Genomic DNA, 16,475 nt, shown 5'->3' with positions numbered 1-16,475 from the left:
ATATAAAAAGAAAGCCCCTGAAAAATCAGAGGCTTACATGATGTTTGGTGGAGCTGGCGGGAGTTGAACCCGCGTCCGAAAACCGTTCATCATTGGTACTACATGCTTAGTCGATCTTTAATTTCGCCACCCACCTGCGAACCGACACGCTAATGAATGACTAGCCTGAATTAAAATTCGCCGTTCATCTCTCAGGCGGGAGAATCCGGGCTAGCGCGTTTGGGTTTGATCCCTCGTTGTTCCCCGTCTTACGTGCGGAAGCTAGGGCGAGAGAGCTCTTAGCAGGTTATTAAGCTGCTAGTGCGTAGTTTTCGTCGTTTGCGACTATTTTTTTGCGGTTTGTTAACGAGGCCTACCGCACCTCGGCATGCACCTCAGACTTCTGAATTCCCGTCGAATCCTAAATCAGCCCCAGGTAATATTCGCATAGTAACAGAAAAGCATTGGCTGTCCAGTACTATGCGTTTAAGTGGTCAAGATTAACGCAGCGCGCTCTTCATTACGCGTGCTTTTTCTCTTGCCCAGTCTTTTTCTTTTAGATCCGTACGTTTATCGTGCAGCTTTTTACCTTTTGCTACGCCAATTTTTAGTTTCACCCAAGAGCGAGACCAGTACAGTGAGAGGGCCGTTAATGTCATACCTTCACGGTTTACACGTCCGAATAGGTTATCCAGCTCACGACGACTCATTAGTAGTTTACGCACACGTGTAGGGTTCGCCACAACGTGTGTCGATGCCTGATTTAAAGGAGTGATTGTCATGCCACTCACAAAGGCTTCACCGTCACGCATAAATACGTAACTTTCAGAAATATTGGCTTTACCTTGGCGAAGGGCTTTCACTTCCCAACCTTGGAGCTCCAAGCCAGCTTCGATTTCATCATCGATGAAATACTCGTGGCGAGCTTTTTTATTCAGCGCGATAGTATTGCTACCCGCTTTTTGTTTCGTTTTTTTCTTTGCCATAATAGCGTCATTATACGGGTTGGATATCGGATAGGAAATCCTTTTATTTGCGCAATCGTGGAATAAAAGTAAAATTGGCGAGTAGCTTTAAATCTGTACATGTATCGATAGGAGTATGTATGAAGCAAGTCAGCCGTTCTGCGCTTGTGTCTTTTAGCGCCGAACAGATGTTCAATCTGGTTAATGATGTTGCTAAATACCCTGAATTTCTGCCTGGTTGCTCGGGCTCTAGAATCATTGAGTCTTCGGGGAATGGTATGGTGGCTTCTGTCGATGTGGCGAAGGCTGGAATCAGCAAAACGTTTACGACTTCAAATGAGTTGATCCCCGGTCAGGCAATTATGATGAACTTGGTGGATGGCCCGTTTAAGACGTTGCGTGGTGGTTGGATTTTTACCGCGCTAGATGAACAAGCTTGCAAGGTTGAACTAAAGCTTGAGTTTGAATTCTCAAGTAAAATGATTGAGATGGCCTTCGGTAAGATTTTTAACGAGCTTACTAGTAATATGGTAAATGCATTTACTAAACGCGCAAAACAGGTCTACGAGTGTTATGAGTATTGAGTCAGATATGATTCACGTTGAGGTTGTCTATGCTCTTCCTCATGAACAGCGTGTATTTAACTTAGTGGTAAATAATCACGCAACGGTAGAAGAGATCATTCGACAATCCGGTGTATTGGAGTTGTACCCTGAAATTGATTTGTCCAAGAACAAAGTGGGTGTGTTTAGTCGTAACGTGAAGTTGGATGCGACCGTTCGAGATAGAGATCGAATAGAGATTTATCGTCCGTTACTTGCCGATCCGAAAGAGATTCGCCGTAAGCGGGCGGAGCAGGCTAAAACCGAGGGGAGTGCAGACCCAGTCACCGGTGGCAAGCCTAGTTCTGTACGTAAAAATAAGCAGGATTAATATTAACCCAATAGCTCATGTGAGTTACTCAAAGTTTTACTAACATGATTTCTATATAATAAAAAACCTCCCAAACGGGAGGTTTTTTTGCAAAAGTCAGTTTACTGAATTTGCTCGTAAAATGCGTCACTTTTTGGAAAGTCACCACTGATATCTGCGAGTGTGCCTTGGTCGTTAAAGTTAACGATCAGGTCTTTTTGCACTGGATCACCGTGACCAGGAGTATGGTGATAAATGTAGTACCAAGTGTTTGGGTAGCCGTTTTCAATAAGCATTGGCGACCCTAGTACGAAGCGAACCTGTGCTTTAGTCATCCCAAACTTTAATTTATCTACCGCACTTTGTTCTACATAGTTGCCTTGGTTGATATCAATGCGATAAACCAGTTTTTCCAATACCGAACATCCTGTCAGCAATGTCATTGCTAATGGTACGGCAACTAACCACTTCTTTAATTGCATAATAATTTCTTAGTAACCTTTAAAATACTGCGCTGATAATAAACAAGCTCGACGCAGATGTAAAAAGCTATGCGTCGTATGATAGGAAATCAGACAACGAATTTTGAGTTGAGTTGCATTTATTGATTCTCTCACATGTATGTTTATGTCGATGAGCGGTTTTCTATCCAGTTTAAGCGGTAACTAATGACAAATAGCCAAGTTATTGAGCTATGGGGTGGCACTGACCATTATTTCGAAAGGGAATCAGCACCCAAGCACTTTGATATGGTGATGGGGGAGGTAGAGTCACGGAGCAGTGTTCGTGACTCTATCTTTGGAAGAGCATGGCTAAGCGGCGATGAGGAGCTCTTTGGCGTTTGCAAGGGTAGAATCTGTAATTTGGCTACCTCCAAGTAGGCGAGCTAATTCTGCCACACGTTGTTGTTCATCTAATGCGTGCATTTGTGTTTCGGTTTGGCCAGCTTTTGTTTGTTTAGCCACGAACATTTGTTGATGGCCGCATCCGGCAACTTGAGGGAGGTGAGTGACACACAATACTTGAGTAGATTCGCCAAGCTTGCGTAGCATTTTGCCCACTACGGCAGCTGTTGGGCCACTAATACCTACGTCCACTTCATCGAAGATTAAACTTGGTGTATCTACTTTCTGAGCGGTGATCACTTGGATCGCTAGAGAGATACGTGATAGCTCACCGCCTGACGCAACTTTTGCTATAGGTTGCAATGGTTGTCCCGGGTTGGTCGATACTAAGAAGCACACGCTGTCCATGCCAAGCGGCGATGGGTGCGTGTTGTCATTGCTAACTTCGATACTGAATACTGCTTTCTCCATGCTCAATTCGTGCATGCTTTGTGTGATCAGTTTGTTCAGTTCTTTTGCGTAACGGCTGCGTGATTTGTGCAGTTTTTCTGCTTGTGTTAGAAAGCTTTGGTACTTGTGTTCTACTTCTTGAGCAAGTTCATCTAAACGTTCATCGGAGCAATCTAACGCTTCTACTTGGGCCAGAAGATCTTGATGATGCTGGTAGAGTTCTTCTGGCATTACGTGGTGTTTACGAGCTACAGACATCACTTTAGAAAAACGTTCTTCTACATAAGCCATACGAGCTGGATCAACATCGATGCCATCTAAGTAGCTGCGTAATTCATTCTTCGTTTCTTCAAGTTGAATCATCGCTTCTGACAGCATGTTAGGTAGCTCAGATAGCTTTTCATCTAATTCGGCTAATTGAATTAGGGAGTGATTGGCCGATTGCAAAATACCAAGCGCATTGACTTCTTCACCTTCGTAAATAAGTTCGATGGCTTGCTGACAGGTAGTGGCGAGTTCACCACTGTTGGATAGTCGTTTATGCTCTTGCTCGAGCTCTGCAAATTCTTCTTCACCTAGCGATAACTCATTCAGTTCTTTGATTTGGTATTCAAGCAACTGTTTTTGCGCCTGGTTTTGCTGGCTATTTTCTTTTAGCTGCTTGAGGTTATTATCCGCCTGACGCCAATGCTGGTAAGCACTTCGTGTGCTTTTTAGTAGGTTTAAATGCCCAGCATATTGGTCGAGCATGGCCATTTGGTGCTCACTTTTCATCAATTGATGATGAGCGTGCTGCCCATGGATATTGATAAGTAGCTGCCCTAGAGATTTGAGTTGTGATAGTGGAACAGGGCTGCCATTAATGAAGGCTCTTGAGCGGCCTTCTTTTGTGATAATACGACGCAAAATACACTCACTGCCATCTAGCAGATCGTTATCTTCTAACCAACGTGTTGCATGTAAGTTGTTGTCCAATAAAAAAGCGGCGCTAACTTCGGTTTTCTCTTCACCTTGTCGCACCATGCCGGCATCGGCTCGTCCGCCTAAGCAGAGCCCTAAAGCATCGATAGCAATGGATTTACCCGCGCCTGTTTCACCTGTAATGGTGGTCATGCCCTTAGAAAGCTCGAGTTGTAAAGACTTAACAATCGCAAAATTATTAACACTTAGATGAGCCAGCATTTTATTTACCTGTATAACTGAACAATACTGTATAAGAGAACAGTATATACTGTTTCTTTATACAGTAAAGTCAGGTGAGGAAAATTTTCTTTGTAGGCTGTTTTTTTGTGATGAAGTGGGAAAAATGAGCCGATGTGATTACAACGACTCATTAAAATTGAACAGGTTACGGACGAGTTGGGTTAATCGTTAGTGGTTCTAGCGTGACGACTGCATTCACACCCGCACCTGGGTGATCCACGTATGAAGTGTCTTGCATTAGAGTGTAGTATACGTCGACGAAGTCATCATCATTCGTGAGTACACCATCGGGGATAGTGTCGATGATCTTGTTCGTGATTTGCGGAATAACCGCGTAAGCCTGAACTTCTGGATCTGGAATCGCTTTCAATACTTCTTCGGCAACTTGAACAAGGAGTTTTGCCAATTGTTTATAGTCTGTGCCGTCATCTTGCTCCATGAGCACAATGTCTGCCGCACCCCAGCGGTAACGAGACCAGTGAATAATGATCTGATTTGGATAGTAATCTTGGTTATCGTAGTCTAAGTATGGAAGCTCCACCAAATCGAGAGTAGGTTCATCACGACTTGGATTGACGCCCGTTACGATAGCGTAGATTTCTGCCTTGCCAGAGATCCAAGGTTCTTTGTCATCGGCTAGACGGATCTTTTTCAACTGCGTGGTTTGAATTGGAGCCGCTTCGCCCACTGCGCTACTTGACAATAACGGTGTATTTTGGCGTTGTTCATCAGCAATATATGGTTGAACTAAAGCTGGTTGACCGAGTTTTTTCATCTCAGCTTGCATAGCTTGCAAGCCTGCTTTTAGCTCTGCAGAGCTATTGTTATCAACGACAAGTACAGGTACCTCAGGGAGCTGGTAAACATCGAGTTGATGGATGTTGCCATAAACATCAAATGCTTCGATGTATTGCCAATTCTCATCATCACCACTTGGTTCAAACGCAAATAATGGCTCGACCTCGCCACTTTGCCATGCTGTTATCATGGCTTCATTTGCCAAGCGAACTTCTAACAACTGATCTGAGTATTCAGAAATACCTTTCCAGCTACGAATTTGAGTGTCAGCTTGTACAAGCTGGCGGCTGAACTCTGAGTTAGGGTTTTGCTTAACAAATGCTGATACAGACACGTTAGTCTGTTGCGGAGTAATATCTCTTCTCAACATGGGTTCAATGGCAGCATAGTTCTCACTCAATTGTTGAGCTAGGGCACGCTTCGTCTTAGTGATATCTTCCGCTTTTGCGTTGGATACACTGTTGACTTGCGTTTCCTCTGATTGGCAGCCAATAAGTGCTAATGTACTGAGAACAGACAGAATGATGGTTTTCTTCATAATATGTCCTTTATTGATTGTATGAAATAGAGTTAATACTCTATTCATGGTGAGAATATCACCGGACATAGATCATTGAATTTGCTTTTCTATCTTTTGTGTAAAGTTTGCCCACAGGATCAAAATTTATAAGCTTCTCTTTAATGATGACAAATATCGTGTCGCCTCACTACTTTGTGTCTATTTCTTGTCTAAGAAAGCCAAAAGCCAGTAGCAATTAAGCTGCTGGCTTTTTTATTGAAGTTATTGCCCTGAGTAACAAGTGTTAGAACAATTTACTAGACCAGCCAAGCTTATTCCGTAAGACGTGATAGTAGCTGTAGTCTTTTGGATGGATGAGCTTTAGTACATTTGGACTTTGATAGATGTGAATTTCGTCGCCAGGGGTAACTGGAAGTGAGACTTGTCCATCACAGCTAACTTCTTGTGTTCCACGGTTTTCTGGTGATACCACCAATTTAATTCGACGTTTTCCATCAACCACCAAAGGTCGACTCGACAATGTATGCGGGAACATTGGCACGAGTGAAATGGCATTCAAGCTAGGAGAAAGAATTGGGCCGCCGCCAGAAAGTGAATATGCCGTCGAGCCAGTCGGAGTGGAGACAATCAAACCGTCGGCCCGTAAAGAGAAGGCGAAGCTTTCATCAATATACACTTCAAATTCAATCATATGAGCAATTTGCCCTGGGTGAAGTACGGCTTCGTTTAGCGCAGCGTTATGGCTCTTTATTTGTCCGTGGCGGTGTACTTCCGCCTCTAAAAGAAAACGCTCCTCTTCAATATACTCACCGTCGAGTACCGCTTGCAGAGACGCTTGGAAGTCGTCTGGGTTCAAGTCAGTTAAGAAGCCCAAATTTCCGCGGTTCACGCCTATAACTGGTACATCAAATCGGGATAAAATTCTTGCTGCACCTAGCATGTTGCCATCGCCACCAACCACAATGGCTAGATCGGCATTTTTTCCTAGTTCAACTAAGCTAGCAAACTGACTCTGTGGGATATCATCCAGTATTGCGGCAAGGCGATCGTCAATGAATACTTTATAGCCCTCAGAGGTCAACCATTGGTACAACTCTTTATGAGTTTGAATTGCTTGTTGATCTCTTGGTTTTCCGATAATCGCGATCACGTTACATGGATTTTTCATAGCATTTCCGCATTAAAGAGGCTTGAATCAGGAATCTTCATCCCCATAATAATGGCAAGTCACCTAAATATGCGAATTTTTATGTGGTTAAAGCCCGCAAAAACGCGCATGGCTTTAAGGGCATTATGTTGAATTCTGGAGATATCATGAGCAACGAAGAAAACAAAGTTACAGAAGAAGAGCTTGATCAAATCATCGAAGAGGCTGAAAAAGTAGAAGCTGAAGCACAAGAAGTTGAAGCTGAGCTTGAAGAGCTTGGTGATGAGACAGACGCTAAGATTGCTCAACTAGAAGCGGCACTATTGTCTAGCGAGGCAAAAGTAAAAGAGCAACAAGATGCGGTGTTGCGTTCTAAAGCTGAAGTAGAAAACATGCGTCGTCGCACTGAGCAAGAGATCGATAAAGCACGTAAGTTTGCGTTGAACAAGTTTGCAGAAGAGCTGCTTCCTGTTATTGATAACCTAGAGCGTGCAATTCAAGCGGCAGATACAGAGAATGAAACTGTGAAGCCGTTCCTAGAAGGCGTTGAACTAACCCATAAAACGTTTGTAGACGTTGTAGCGAAATTTGGCTTGAAAGCAATCAACCCTGAAGGTGAAGCATTCAATCCAGAGTTCCATCAAGCGATGTCGATTCAGGAGAGCCCTGATCATGAATCAAACACTGTTATGTTTGTTATGCAAAAAGGTTACGAACTAAACGGCCGTGTGATTCGTCCGGCAATGGTAATGGTTGCTAAGTAACTTTAACTACCTGTTTTTTTAAATATAAAAGCGCCCATCATTTTTGATGGGCGCTTTTTTGTTTTAAACATAAATGACTGCATCGAACTTCGTTGTATATCGATAAATGAAAATTTGATCCCCTTCATATTTTTTCCTATTGGTTAATTATTTTCCTATAGGAGATTTTCTCTCATCTCGCTGCGTGTTTATTAACGGAAAGGGCTATAAGTGATTGTAATCATTCGCTGTATGAATGTTTGTTCTGCATAGGAATGTAAATATAGTCATTTTTTCTAAAATAATTTCGTTAACAAAAATGTAAATTATCACTTTATTTTGTAACTTTGGTGTGTATGATTTGCGAATAATGCTTTAAAAGTAAGCATATATAACTACAAAAATGTAAATATCAAACACAACATATCGGAGATTTATAATGGATAAATCGCTTTCTAGTAAGATTTTTATAGGCTTGTTTGCCGGCCTTGTGCTGGGGACAGCAATTCAGTACTTATTTAGCGGTATTGCGATTTTTGATACATACCTACTTGGAGCAGCAGAAGGTGTTGGCGGCATGTTCGTCTCACTGATCAAATTGCTTGTTGTTCCTTTAGTTTACGTTTCAATCGTATGCGGCATTGTTGACTTGAAAGACATCAGTGCATTTGGTCGTCTTGGTGGAAAAACTTTTACCCTTTACATTCTTAACACCATCATTGCGATTACGGCGGCTTTGACTGTCGGCTTGATCTTCCAGCCAGGAGCGGGCGCTAATCTAGCAGGAACGGTATCTGAGGCTGTACAGCTGACAACGACAGATACGCCGGACATTTTCTCTTTAGTTGTTAACATTGTTCCTAGCAACCCTGTACAAGCGTTTGCTAGCGGTGACATGCTGCAAATCATCTTTATGGCAATTTTGACGGGGCTTGCAATTCAAGCTTTGGATTCTCGTGGTGGCCCAGCTATTCGCACATTCAAAATGGCAAATGAGATCATGATGAAATTGGTTGGATTAGTGATGAGTCTTGCACCATATGGTGTGTTCGCACTAATGATTCAACTAGGTGCAACGCTAAATGCCAATACATTAATGTCCGTTGCCGGTTACGTGGCTTTGGTGGTTGCGATGTTGGTGTTCTGGATCTTCTTCTTCTACCCAATGGCAGTGAGTATTGCGACAGGAACTTCTCCAAAGACTTTCCTACGTGCAACTCGTGAGCAGATTCTTTTCTCTCTATCTACCGCGAGCTCAAATGCTACTATCCCGGTAACGATGCGCACACTGACAGAAAAGCTTCAGGTCTCTAAATCGGTTGCTGGCTTCGGTGTACCACTGGGCGCAACGATGAATATGTCTGGTGTGTCTATCTATATTGCTCTAGCAACGATGTTTGTTGCGAACGCTTTTGGCCAGCCAATTAACACCGCAGACATCTTCACACTTGGCTTAACTATTCTTCTGTTATCTATTGGTGCTGGCGGCGTTCCTGGGGGCGGCGTGGTAATGGTAGGCGTTTTGCTTCACCAACTAGGTTTACCACCTGAAGGTTTAGCAATCATTGCTGCGGTCGACCGTATCAATGATATGTTCTGTACATCATCTAACGTTGTCGGCGATACGGCAGTGAACACCATTGTTGCAAAAACAGAAGGTGAGATAGGTAAAGAAGAAGGTGTTGATGCTGAGCCTGCTCAAGCGAACGCCTAATACCTTGAATAATTTATTTTAACCCTAATATTGAAGCGAGCTCTTATGAGCTCGTTTTTTATTTAGGAAGAGTCGGGCATAAATAAATTTATCTGGGAAATGACGTTTTGTTGCGCTACAGCAGTGTGACGAGTTCCCAACTAATCAGAAAGAAACACATAAATTTCGAAAAAAGACGCTTTTTTTTAATTCTGCCCTTGAAAAGCATTTTGCCGCCCTTATCTATGTGGCATAGAGAAGCAAACATTGATTATTTTTGTTTGTGAGCAAGGGTTGAAACCCGATTCTCCTCCCCCCACATTGGGGTTATAACCAAACGAAAATAGAATTTATTCGGAGATAGCCAGATGGGTAAAATCATTGGTATTGACTTAGGTACTACTAACTCATGTGTTGCTGTATTAGACGGCGACAAACCACGTGTAATTGAAAACGCAGAGGGCGAACGTACTACTGCATCGGTTATTGCTTACACTGACGGTGAGACGCTAGTAGGTCAACCAGCGAAACGTCAAGCAGTAACTAACCCAGAAAACACGCTATTTGCAATTAAGCGTCTAATCGGTCGTCGTTTTGAAGACGAAGAAGTTCAGCGTGACATCGAAATCATGCCTTACAAAATCGTTAAGGCTGACAACGGTGATGCTTGGGTAGAAGCGAAAGGCCAAAAAATGGCAGCTCCTCAGGTTTCTGCTGAAGTTCTTAAGAAAATGAAGAAAACTGCTGAAGACTTCCTTGGTGAGGAAGTAACTGGCGCAGTTATCACAGTACCTGCTTACTTTAACGATGCTCAGCGTCAAGCGACAAAAGATGCTGGCCGTATCGCAGGTCTAGAAGTTAAACGTATCATCAACGAACCAACGGCAGCTGCACTAGCTTACGGTCTAGATAAGAAAGGCGGCGATCGCACTATCGCGGTATACGACCTTGGTGGTGGTACATTCGATATTTCAATCATCGAAATTGATGAAGTTGAAGGCGAGAAAACATTCGAAGTTCTGGCAACTAACGGTGATACTCACCTAGGTGGTGAAGACTTTGATAACCGTCTAATCAACTACTTGGTTGATGAGTTCAACAAAGAGCAAGGCATCAACCTTAAGAACGACCCACTAGCAATGCAGCGTGTTAAAGAAGCAGCAGAGAAAGCGAAAATCGAGCTTTCTTCTACTTCTCAAACAGACGTAAACCTACCTTACGTTACTGCAGATGCAACTGGTCCTAAGCACATGAACATTAAAGTGACTCGTGCAAAACTAGAATCTCTAGTTGAAGACCTAGTACAACGCTCTCTTGAGCCATTAAAAGTAGCTCTAGCTGACGCTGACCTATCAGTAAACGACATCACTGACGTAATCCTAGTTGGTGGTCAGACTCGTATGCCAATGGTTCAAGCGAAAGTTGCTGAGTTCTTTGGTAAAGAAGCGCGCCGTGACGTAAACCCTGACGAAGCAGTAGCAATGGGTGCTGCAGTTCAAGGTGGTGTACTTGCTGGTGACGTTAAAGACGTACTACTACTAGACGTAACTCCACTGTCTCTAGGTATCGAGACAATGGGTGGCGTGATGACTAAGTTAGTTGAGAAGAACACAACTATCCCAACTAAAGCGAACCAAGTTTTCTCTACAGCGGAAGACAACCAGAGCGCGGTAACTATCCACGTTCTACAAGGTGAGCGTAAGCAAGCGATGTACAATAAGTCTCTAGGCCAATTTAACCTAGAAGGCATCCAGCCTGCACCACGTGGCATGCCACAAATCGAGGTTACTTTTGACCTTGATGCGGATGGTATCCTACATGTGTCTGCGAAAGACAAGCAGACTGGTAAAGAGCAGAAGATCACTATCCAAGCTTCTGGCGGTCTAAGCGATGAAGACATCGAGAAAATGGTTCAAGAAGCAGAAGCTAACAAAGAAGCGGACAAGAAGTTCGAAGAGCTAGCGACTGCACGTAACCAAGCTGACCAAATGATTCACGGTACTCGTAAGCAAGTAGAAGAAGCTGGTGAAGCGCTACCTGCAGAAGAGAAAGAGAAGATTGAAGCAGCAATTTCTGAGCTAGAAACAGCACGTAAAGGCGAAGACAAAGAAGCTATCGATGCTAAAGTTCAAGCACTAATGACTGCTTCTCAAAAGCTGATGGAAATCGCTCAACAACAAGCTCAAGCGCAGCAAGCACAAGGTGCTGACGCAGGTGCACAGTCTAAAGAAGACGACGTTGTAGATGCTGAGTTCGAAGAAGTTAAAGACGACAAGAAATAATATTTCTTAACCAGATGGCTGCATAGCCATCTGGGGTCGATAAGACTTCGTGTGCGGGCGTTTGGGGCAACTCTTACGCCCGTCTGTTTGTAAACGCTGTCTTTCTAGTTAAGTATGTTGCAGACAAGTGCACTTACCTAGAACGATACAAACACCAAGCGGTGAATCGATGCCGTTTGTAGTAATTAACTGGTGACGAAGAACATGTCAAAACGTGATTTTTACGAAGTATTAGGCGTAAGCCGTGATGCCTCAGAGCGCGATATCAAAAAGGCGTATAAGCGTCTAGCGATGAAATTCCACCCAGACCGAAACCAGGGTGATGATTCTGCGGCGGACAAGTTTAAAGAAGTAAAAGAAGCGTACGAAGTTCTGACCGACCCTCAAAAGAAAGCGGCGTACGACCAATACGGTCATGCAGCTTTTGAACAAGGCGGCGGTGGTTTCGGTGGCGGCGGCTTTGGCGGCGGCGGTGCTGATTTCGGCGACATCTTTGGCGATGTATTCGGTGACATCTTTGGTGGTGGTCGTCGTGGCGGTGGTGGCCACCGTGCCCAGCGAGGTGCTGACCTACGTTACAACATGGAATTGACGCTAGAAGAAGCGGTTCGTGGTGTAACGAAAGAGATCGAAGTACCGACACTAGTACACTGTGATACCTGTGATGGTAGTGGCGCGAAGAAAGGTTCATCTGCTGAAACATGTGGTACCTGTCATGGTCATGGTCAAGTACAGATGCGCCAGGGCTTCTTCGCAGTGCAACAAACCTGTCCTACCTGTCACGGCAAAGGTAAAATCATTAAAGACCCTTGTAATGAGTGTCATGGTCAAGGTCGTAAGCAGAAAACAAAAACACTTAACGTTAAGATCCCAGCAGGTGTTGATACTGGCGACCGTATTCGTCTATCTGGCGAAGGTGAAGCGGGAGAAATGGGAGCACCAGCGGGTGACTTGTATGTACAAGTGCACGTGAAAGAGCACCATATCTTCGAGCGTGATGGCAACAACCTATACTGTGAAGTGCCAGTAAGCTTTGCGATGGCAGCTCTAGGTGGTGAAGTTGAAGTACCAACTCTAGATGGTCGCGTAAGCCTAAAAGTACCTTCAGAAACGCAAACAGGTCGTATGTTCCGCATGCGTGGTAAAGGTGTGAAAGGCGTTCGCGGTGGCGGTGTTGGTGATCTTATTGTGAAGTTGGTTGTCGAAACACCAGTAAATCTAAGCTCACGCCAAAAAGAACTGCTCAAAGAGTTTGAAGAGTCTTGTGGTGGTGAAGCGGCGACAAAGCACAAGCCTAAATCAGAAGGCTTTTTCAACGGTGTGAAAAAGTTCTTTGACGATTTAACCAGCTAAGACGTTAGTGAAAAGCACAAATACAAAGGCCTGCTAAAATGCAGGCCTTTTTGCATCTCGGTGTTCTTGCTAGTTCCAGCAATCACTAGGTTCTTCGACATTTGTTGACGTTAAAGTAATCGTTTTAGAACCAGTCAAGCACTCGTCGTCGTCTTGTCCCAGAGCCGATTTTGCTGTTGCTGTAATGGTATAGGCCGTACTTGCAGAGCTCGCAATATTGAAAGAAAATCTATCTGTGTCTGAATCGCATAGAGTGCATATGCCTCCAGAGATAATATGACTCCAGTCGTACCCACCATCATAAGATGTCTCTAGCTCTAGCTGAATTCGACTAAGATCGCTCAAGGCAACCGTCCTATGAGACTTGAGCACATGATTGGTGTAAGAAGGGTAGGCGATCGCAGCAATGATCCCGACAATCGCGACAGCTATCAGTAATTCGATCAATGTCATCCCTCTCAATCCTTTTTTGTAGCCGTTACAACGAGAAATTCGAATCATCACGAGTAGTTTCCTTTTCACTTTTCCGCCTATTTTTGGCAGGTGATAGCATCTGTGCAAGATGAATTACGGCCCTTTTGCCGTTTACATAGGAATTTGGGAAATGCCTCGCGGGTTTACGTTGTTGGAGCTTCTTATTACTGTTGCTGTACTGAGTATTGTATTGGCGTTTGCAGCTCCAAGCTTTAGCCGTGTTTCACAAACTGTGCAAATGCAGCGATTAGCAACTGAATTAGCTGGTTTTCTAAGCCAAAGTAAGTCCGAGGCGGTAATGAGAAATCAAAAATTATATATTCATTTCTCTATGGCTAAAAACGTCGTTGTCAGTCAAGGTGCATGGTCTCTACAGTTAACTAACTCGTCTAGCGGCTCTGGGGGCGTAATTTTAAGCCTTTCCGGCTCTGCCTACTCTGAATTATCTTTGAAGCACAGCTACGAGAATCAAAAAATAAGCTTCGATGAGGTCCGTGGACGACCCCAAGGAGGAAATATAGAGTTTTTCCCAACTAATGCTCAAAACATAAAACTACAAGCAAAGCTCTCCAACCCTCCCGGAAGGATTAAAATTTGTAGTAACTCTGGAACTAAGTTATATGATTACCGTCAGTGCTAACAAACGCTATCAAATAGGTAGCTCTTTAATCGAATTGATGATTAGTTCTTTAATTGGGTTAATTGTCCTTAGTGTAGTGGGCTCTATATTCTTAAGTTTACAAAAAACAGCAAAGGAAAAAAGCTTAGAGCTAAATTTATTGCAAGGTCTGAATATCACTTTATCTGTTATGAAAGAAGATATTCAAAGAGCAGGTTATGATGGTGGGAACGGTAGTTCACTCAAATTATCCGGAGCTACAGGAACCATAATGCTGAGTGGCGCCTCTTCTGTAGGGCTTGTGTATTTTAAAGAGGACTCAGCTGCCAATGAAGACTATCGAAATATTAAGTATGAGAAGAGAGATACTCGGTTTTTTATATGTGAGAAAGGCGTTGTGTCTCAAACACAAATATTATCTTTTGATGGTATAGATTTTTGTCGTTCTCTATTTGATGATGATATTTTCCAAGTTACCCAATTCACCGTTAGTTCAGAAACAGTGACTAATGGAGGAAATGTAAGTTCGGTCACGAGCGTTAAGTTAGGTTTGAAAACAATTGATGGAGTCTTTAGTGAAGTTGCGGAGTTTTCTATCAAACAAAGGAATTGGCAATGACATCTAAATATAGCTATTCCGGTTATACCACTTTGCTTGTGACTTCTATACTTTTATTACTTGCTTTAATTGCATCATTAGCATCATCCAAAGGTGTATTTTTTCAAATAAAAGTTGCGCAAAACGAAATAAAAACTCGACAAGCACATTGGTTAGCGGAAGGAGGTGTTGAATGTGCATGGGCGCAATTTAGAGTTAATAATATTGTACCTGACGTAATAACAGATTGTGGCTCAGGACTTTGGACGATTCCGAATTTTACGAGTACTTCCAATGGGTATTTGGTTACTTCTAATGTTGGATTTACAAGCATTAGTAAGGAGATTATTTTGGGAGGTAACTTGAGTTATGGTGCAATGCAGTCTAATGCCGACATTTATTTTCATTCTAGTGCAACGTTCTCTACTCCAGACCCAGGGGAATTGAGCAGCGATGGGTGGGAGTGTATTGCGTTAAGGTATAAAAAGCGCTTTTACTCCTCTTCAGTTGATAATAAAGGCGTAATTCATGGAGAGTCTCCCTATGCCGATTTTAACAACCCTACAAATAAAGATTGTGCAAACACGACGGCAAACCGTCATCTCTCATCTAGTGTTGGCGGGGTTGGTGCTGGTGATGATTTTACTCAAGATACAGATTTAAAGCCATTTGAATCCTTCTTTGGAGTAAAGGCTGAAGAGCATAACGATGTCCGAGATAATGGTGTATTTCATGTTATGACGGGCTCAGTGGCTGATGGTATACCTAATTGTGGTGCTGCTTTAACAGCAGAAATTCAGTCAGGGAAGCATCATTTATGGGTGGAAGGGAGCTGTGAAATCAAGCAATCGGAATACAATGATTTAGTGAATGCTACATCATCGACCAATGGCGTAACAGTGCTCATTCATGATGGTCTTTTCTCCGTGATGGGACCACCGAGCTCCGGCGCTACATCAAATAAGTTTAAAGGGGTCTTGTTTCATTTCAATCATGATTATACCCCGACAACAGCGGATTGGGTTGGGTTCGAAGCCAATGCTCACCTAAATCATGTGCCAAGTGTTGTAGAAGACTCATACAGGACAATAGCTTCTTATTATCAGCATGGTTCTTTTACGGTATCTGGTGGTCAATATTTTGATAGTGAAGATCAGGCAGCGGTTTTCTTCGATTCTTTGGACTTTAGATACAATAAAGATGTGATAGACAATTCAAGGAATGCGCATGCAATTCCGAGATGGAAAAAAGGCTCCTGGAATGATCTCTAAACAAAAAGGTTTTAACCTTCTTGAAGTTCTAATTTCTTTTCTACTTATCGGTGTTGGGGCACTAGGTTTAACTAAGCTAAACGTGTATTTAGAACGCGAATCCGAATATGCCATAAAAAGTATTGAAGCACTTCGTCTAGCAGAAAACCAGCTCGAATGGTTCCGGACGCGTGGTGCTTCTGCGGCGATGTCTACCATCACACCTGCAAATTTTGCTTCTATTGCAACAGGCTCTTCTGTTACTGGATCTTATGTCGTCGAGTGGGAAGTTCCAGCTGCCACGGTTTCAGGAACACTGAAAACTATCACCATTACCTCTAGCTGGAAGGATAGAATCGGCGAGACGCGATCAGTTCAGCTTAAAACGATGATCTCACAATACAGTGAATTCGAAAACTAAGTTCAATTGCATACATGGGCTGGGACAAATGCGGGTGTAATTCCTGTTTAATACCGGATTTGTCACGGTTAATAAATAGTTTTTGAACTGTTAATTGAGTTGATGTGCTACTGTTTTTATTATGTTTAATTGAAGTGGTGTTTTTGCAAAATATGTCTCCAATTATGAAAAAAAATCTAGAACCTTGTGCTTTCCCCATTAGTGTTTACTAGAATACTCGTTG

Annotated in this window: 16 protein-coding genes and 1 other RNA gene; 10 read left to right on the top strand and 7 right to left on the bottom strand. The window is 43.1% G+C overall.

Translation table 11 applies throughout. The features are described 5' to 3' along the window. Positions 1-45 precede the first annotated feature (45 nt). Positions 46-413, bottom strand: a transfer-messenger RNA (tmRNA) gene (gene ssrA / locus R7P64_RS18165). A 66-nt stretch (positions 414-479) separates the two neighbouring features. Continuing rightward, positions 480-965: an SsrA-binding protein SmpB gene (smpB, locus tag R7P64_RS18160; RefSeq protein WP_005381642.1), complete on the bottom strand. Its 486-nt coding sequence runs from the start codon at positions 963-965 to the stop codon at positions 480-482. Between the two features lie 119 nt (positions 966-1,084). On the opposite strand from smpB, the gene R7P64_RS18155 reads away from it, so the two are divergent. Next, positions 1,085-1,528 carry an SRPBCC family protein gene (locus R7P64_RS18155; protein WP_005381641.1) on the top strand — a complete coding sequence of 148 codons (444 nt, stop codon included), beginning with the start codon at positions 1,085-1,087 and terminating at the stop codon, positions 1,526-1,528. Beyond that, positions 1,518-1,877: an RnfH family protein gene (locus R7P64_RS18150; protein WP_025768875.1), complete on the top strand. Its 360-nt coding sequence runs from the start codon at positions 1,518-1,520 to the stop codon at positions 1,875-1,877. Before R7P64_RS18155 ends, R7P64_RS18150 begins: the two co-directional genes overlap by 11 nt. Before the next feature lie 101 nt (positions 1,878-1,978). Here R7P64_RS18150 and bamE read toward each other — a convergent pair whose 3' ends face one another. The 4 genes from bamE to nadK form a co-directional block, all read right to left on the bottom strand. Beyond that, positions 1,979-2,338, bottom strand: a complete 360-nt coding sequence (gene bamE / locus R7P64_RS18145; RefSeq protein ID WP_005391468.1) for an outer membrane protein assembly factor BamE — start codon at positions 2,336-2,338, stop codon at positions 1,979-1,981. A gap of 330 nt (positions 2,339-2,668) precedes the next feature. Beyond that, positions 2,669-4,333, bottom strand: a complete 1,665-nt coding sequence (recN, locus tag R7P64_RS18140; RefSeq protein WP_005383750.1) for a DNA repair protein RecN — start codon at positions 4,331-4,333, stop codon at positions 2,669-2,671. Between the two features lie 166 nt (positions 4,334-4,499). Continuing rightward, on the bottom strand, positions 4,500-5,690 hold the full coding sequence (locus tag R7P64_RS18135; protein WP_318119024.1) for a DUF3103 domain-containing protein: 1,191 nt from the start codon (positions 5,688-5,690) through the stop codon (positions 4,500-4,502). Between the two features lie 265 nt (positions 5,691-5,955). After that, positions 5,956-6,840 (bottom strand): NAD(+) kinase, encoded by an 885-nt coding sequence (gene nadK / locus R7P64_RS18130; protein WP_005381631.1) that lies wholly within the window; start codon positions 6,838-6,840, stop codon positions 5,956-5,958. A 146-nt stretch (positions 6,841-6,986) separates the two neighbouring features. On the opposite strand from nadK, the gene grpE reads away from it, so the two are divergent. The 4 genes from grpE (at position 6,987) to dnaJ (ending at position 12,890) form a co-directional block, all read left to right on the top strand. Beyond that, positions 6,987-7,583, top strand: a complete 597-nt coding sequence (grpE, locus tag R7P64_RS18125) for a nucleotide exchange factor GrpE (protein WP_021034134.1) — start codon at positions 6,987-6,989, stop codon at positions 7,581-7,583. A gap of 418 nt (positions 7,584-8,001) precedes the next feature. Next, entirely contained in the window at positions 8,002-9,276 is a 1,275-nt protein-coding gene (locus R7P64_RS18120; RefSeq protein ID WP_053302985.1) for a dicarboxylate/amino acid:cation symporter, read from the top strand. 347 nt (positions 9,277-9,623) lie between these two features. Further along, the gene (gene dnaK, locus R7P64_RS18115) at positions 9,624-11,537 is read left to right on the top strand and encodes a molecular chaperone DnaK (RefSeq protein WP_005381623.1); all 1,914 of its coding nucleotides are present in this window, start codon (positions 9,624-9,626) and stop codon (positions 11,535-11,537) included. A 204-nt stretch (positions 11,538-11,741) separates the two neighbouring features. Beyond that, on the top strand, positions 11,742-12,890 hold the full coding sequence (dnaJ, locus tag R7P64_RS18110) for a molecular chaperone DnaJ (RefSeq protein WP_005381620.1): 1,149 nt from the start codon (positions 11,742-11,744) through the stop codon (positions 12,888-12,890). A gap of 69 nt (positions 12,891-12,959) precedes the next feature. Here the strand turns inward: dnaJ and R7P64_RS18105 are convergent, their stop codons facing one another. Then, a complete protein-coding gene (locus R7P64_RS18105) occupies positions 12,960-13,391 on the bottom strand; it encodes a type IV pilin protein (protein ID WP_222712440.1) in 432 nt (143 codons plus the stop codon). 103 nt (positions 13,392-13,494) lie between these two features. On the opposite strand from R7P64_RS18105, the gene R7P64_RS18100 reads away from it, so the two are divergent. The 4 genes from R7P64_RS18100 to R7P64_RS18085 are packed head-to-tail and all read left to right on the top strand — an operon-like array spanning position 13,495 to position 16,252. Next, entirely contained in the window at positions 13,495-14,004 is a 510-nt protein-coding gene (locus R7P64_RS18100) for a GspH/FimT family pseudopilin (RefSeq protein ID WP_213868819.1), read from the top strand. After that, the gene (locus tag R7P64_RS18095; RefSeq protein ID WP_005381615.1) at positions 13,985-14,602 is read left to right on the top strand and encodes a PilW family protein; all 618 of its coding nucleotides are present in this window, start codon (positions 13,985-13,987) and stop codon (positions 14,600-14,602) included. Before R7P64_RS18100 ends, R7P64_RS18095 begins: the two co-directional genes overlap by 20 nt. After that, on the top strand, positions 14,599-15,852 hold the full coding sequence (locus tag R7P64_RS18090; RefSeq protein ID WP_213973438.1) for a hypothetical protein: 1,254 nt from the start codon (positions 14,599-14,601) through the stop codon (positions 15,850-15,852). Before R7P64_RS18095 ends, R7P64_RS18090 begins: the two co-directional genes overlap by 4 nt. Continuing rightward, the gene (locus tag R7P64_RS18085) at positions 15,842-16,252 is read left to right on the top strand and encodes a prepilin-type N-terminal cleavage/methylation domain-containing protein (RefSeq protein WP_005381606.1); all 411 of its coding nucleotides are present in this window, start codon (positions 15,842-15,844) and stop codon (positions 16,250-16,252) included. Before R7P64_RS18090 ends, R7P64_RS18085 begins: the two co-directional genes overlap by 11 nt. Positions 16,253-16,475: the final 223 nt, after the last annotated feature.

Source organism: Vibrio sp. 2304 (assembly GCF_033339475.1).
GTDB classification, from domain to species: Bacteria; Pseudomonadota; Gammaproteobacteria; order Enterobacterales; family Vibrionaceae; genus Vibrio; species Vibrio alginolyticus.
Note: the sequence above shows the minus strand (reverse complement) of the source record. Positions and strands in the feature narration are given on the sequence as shown.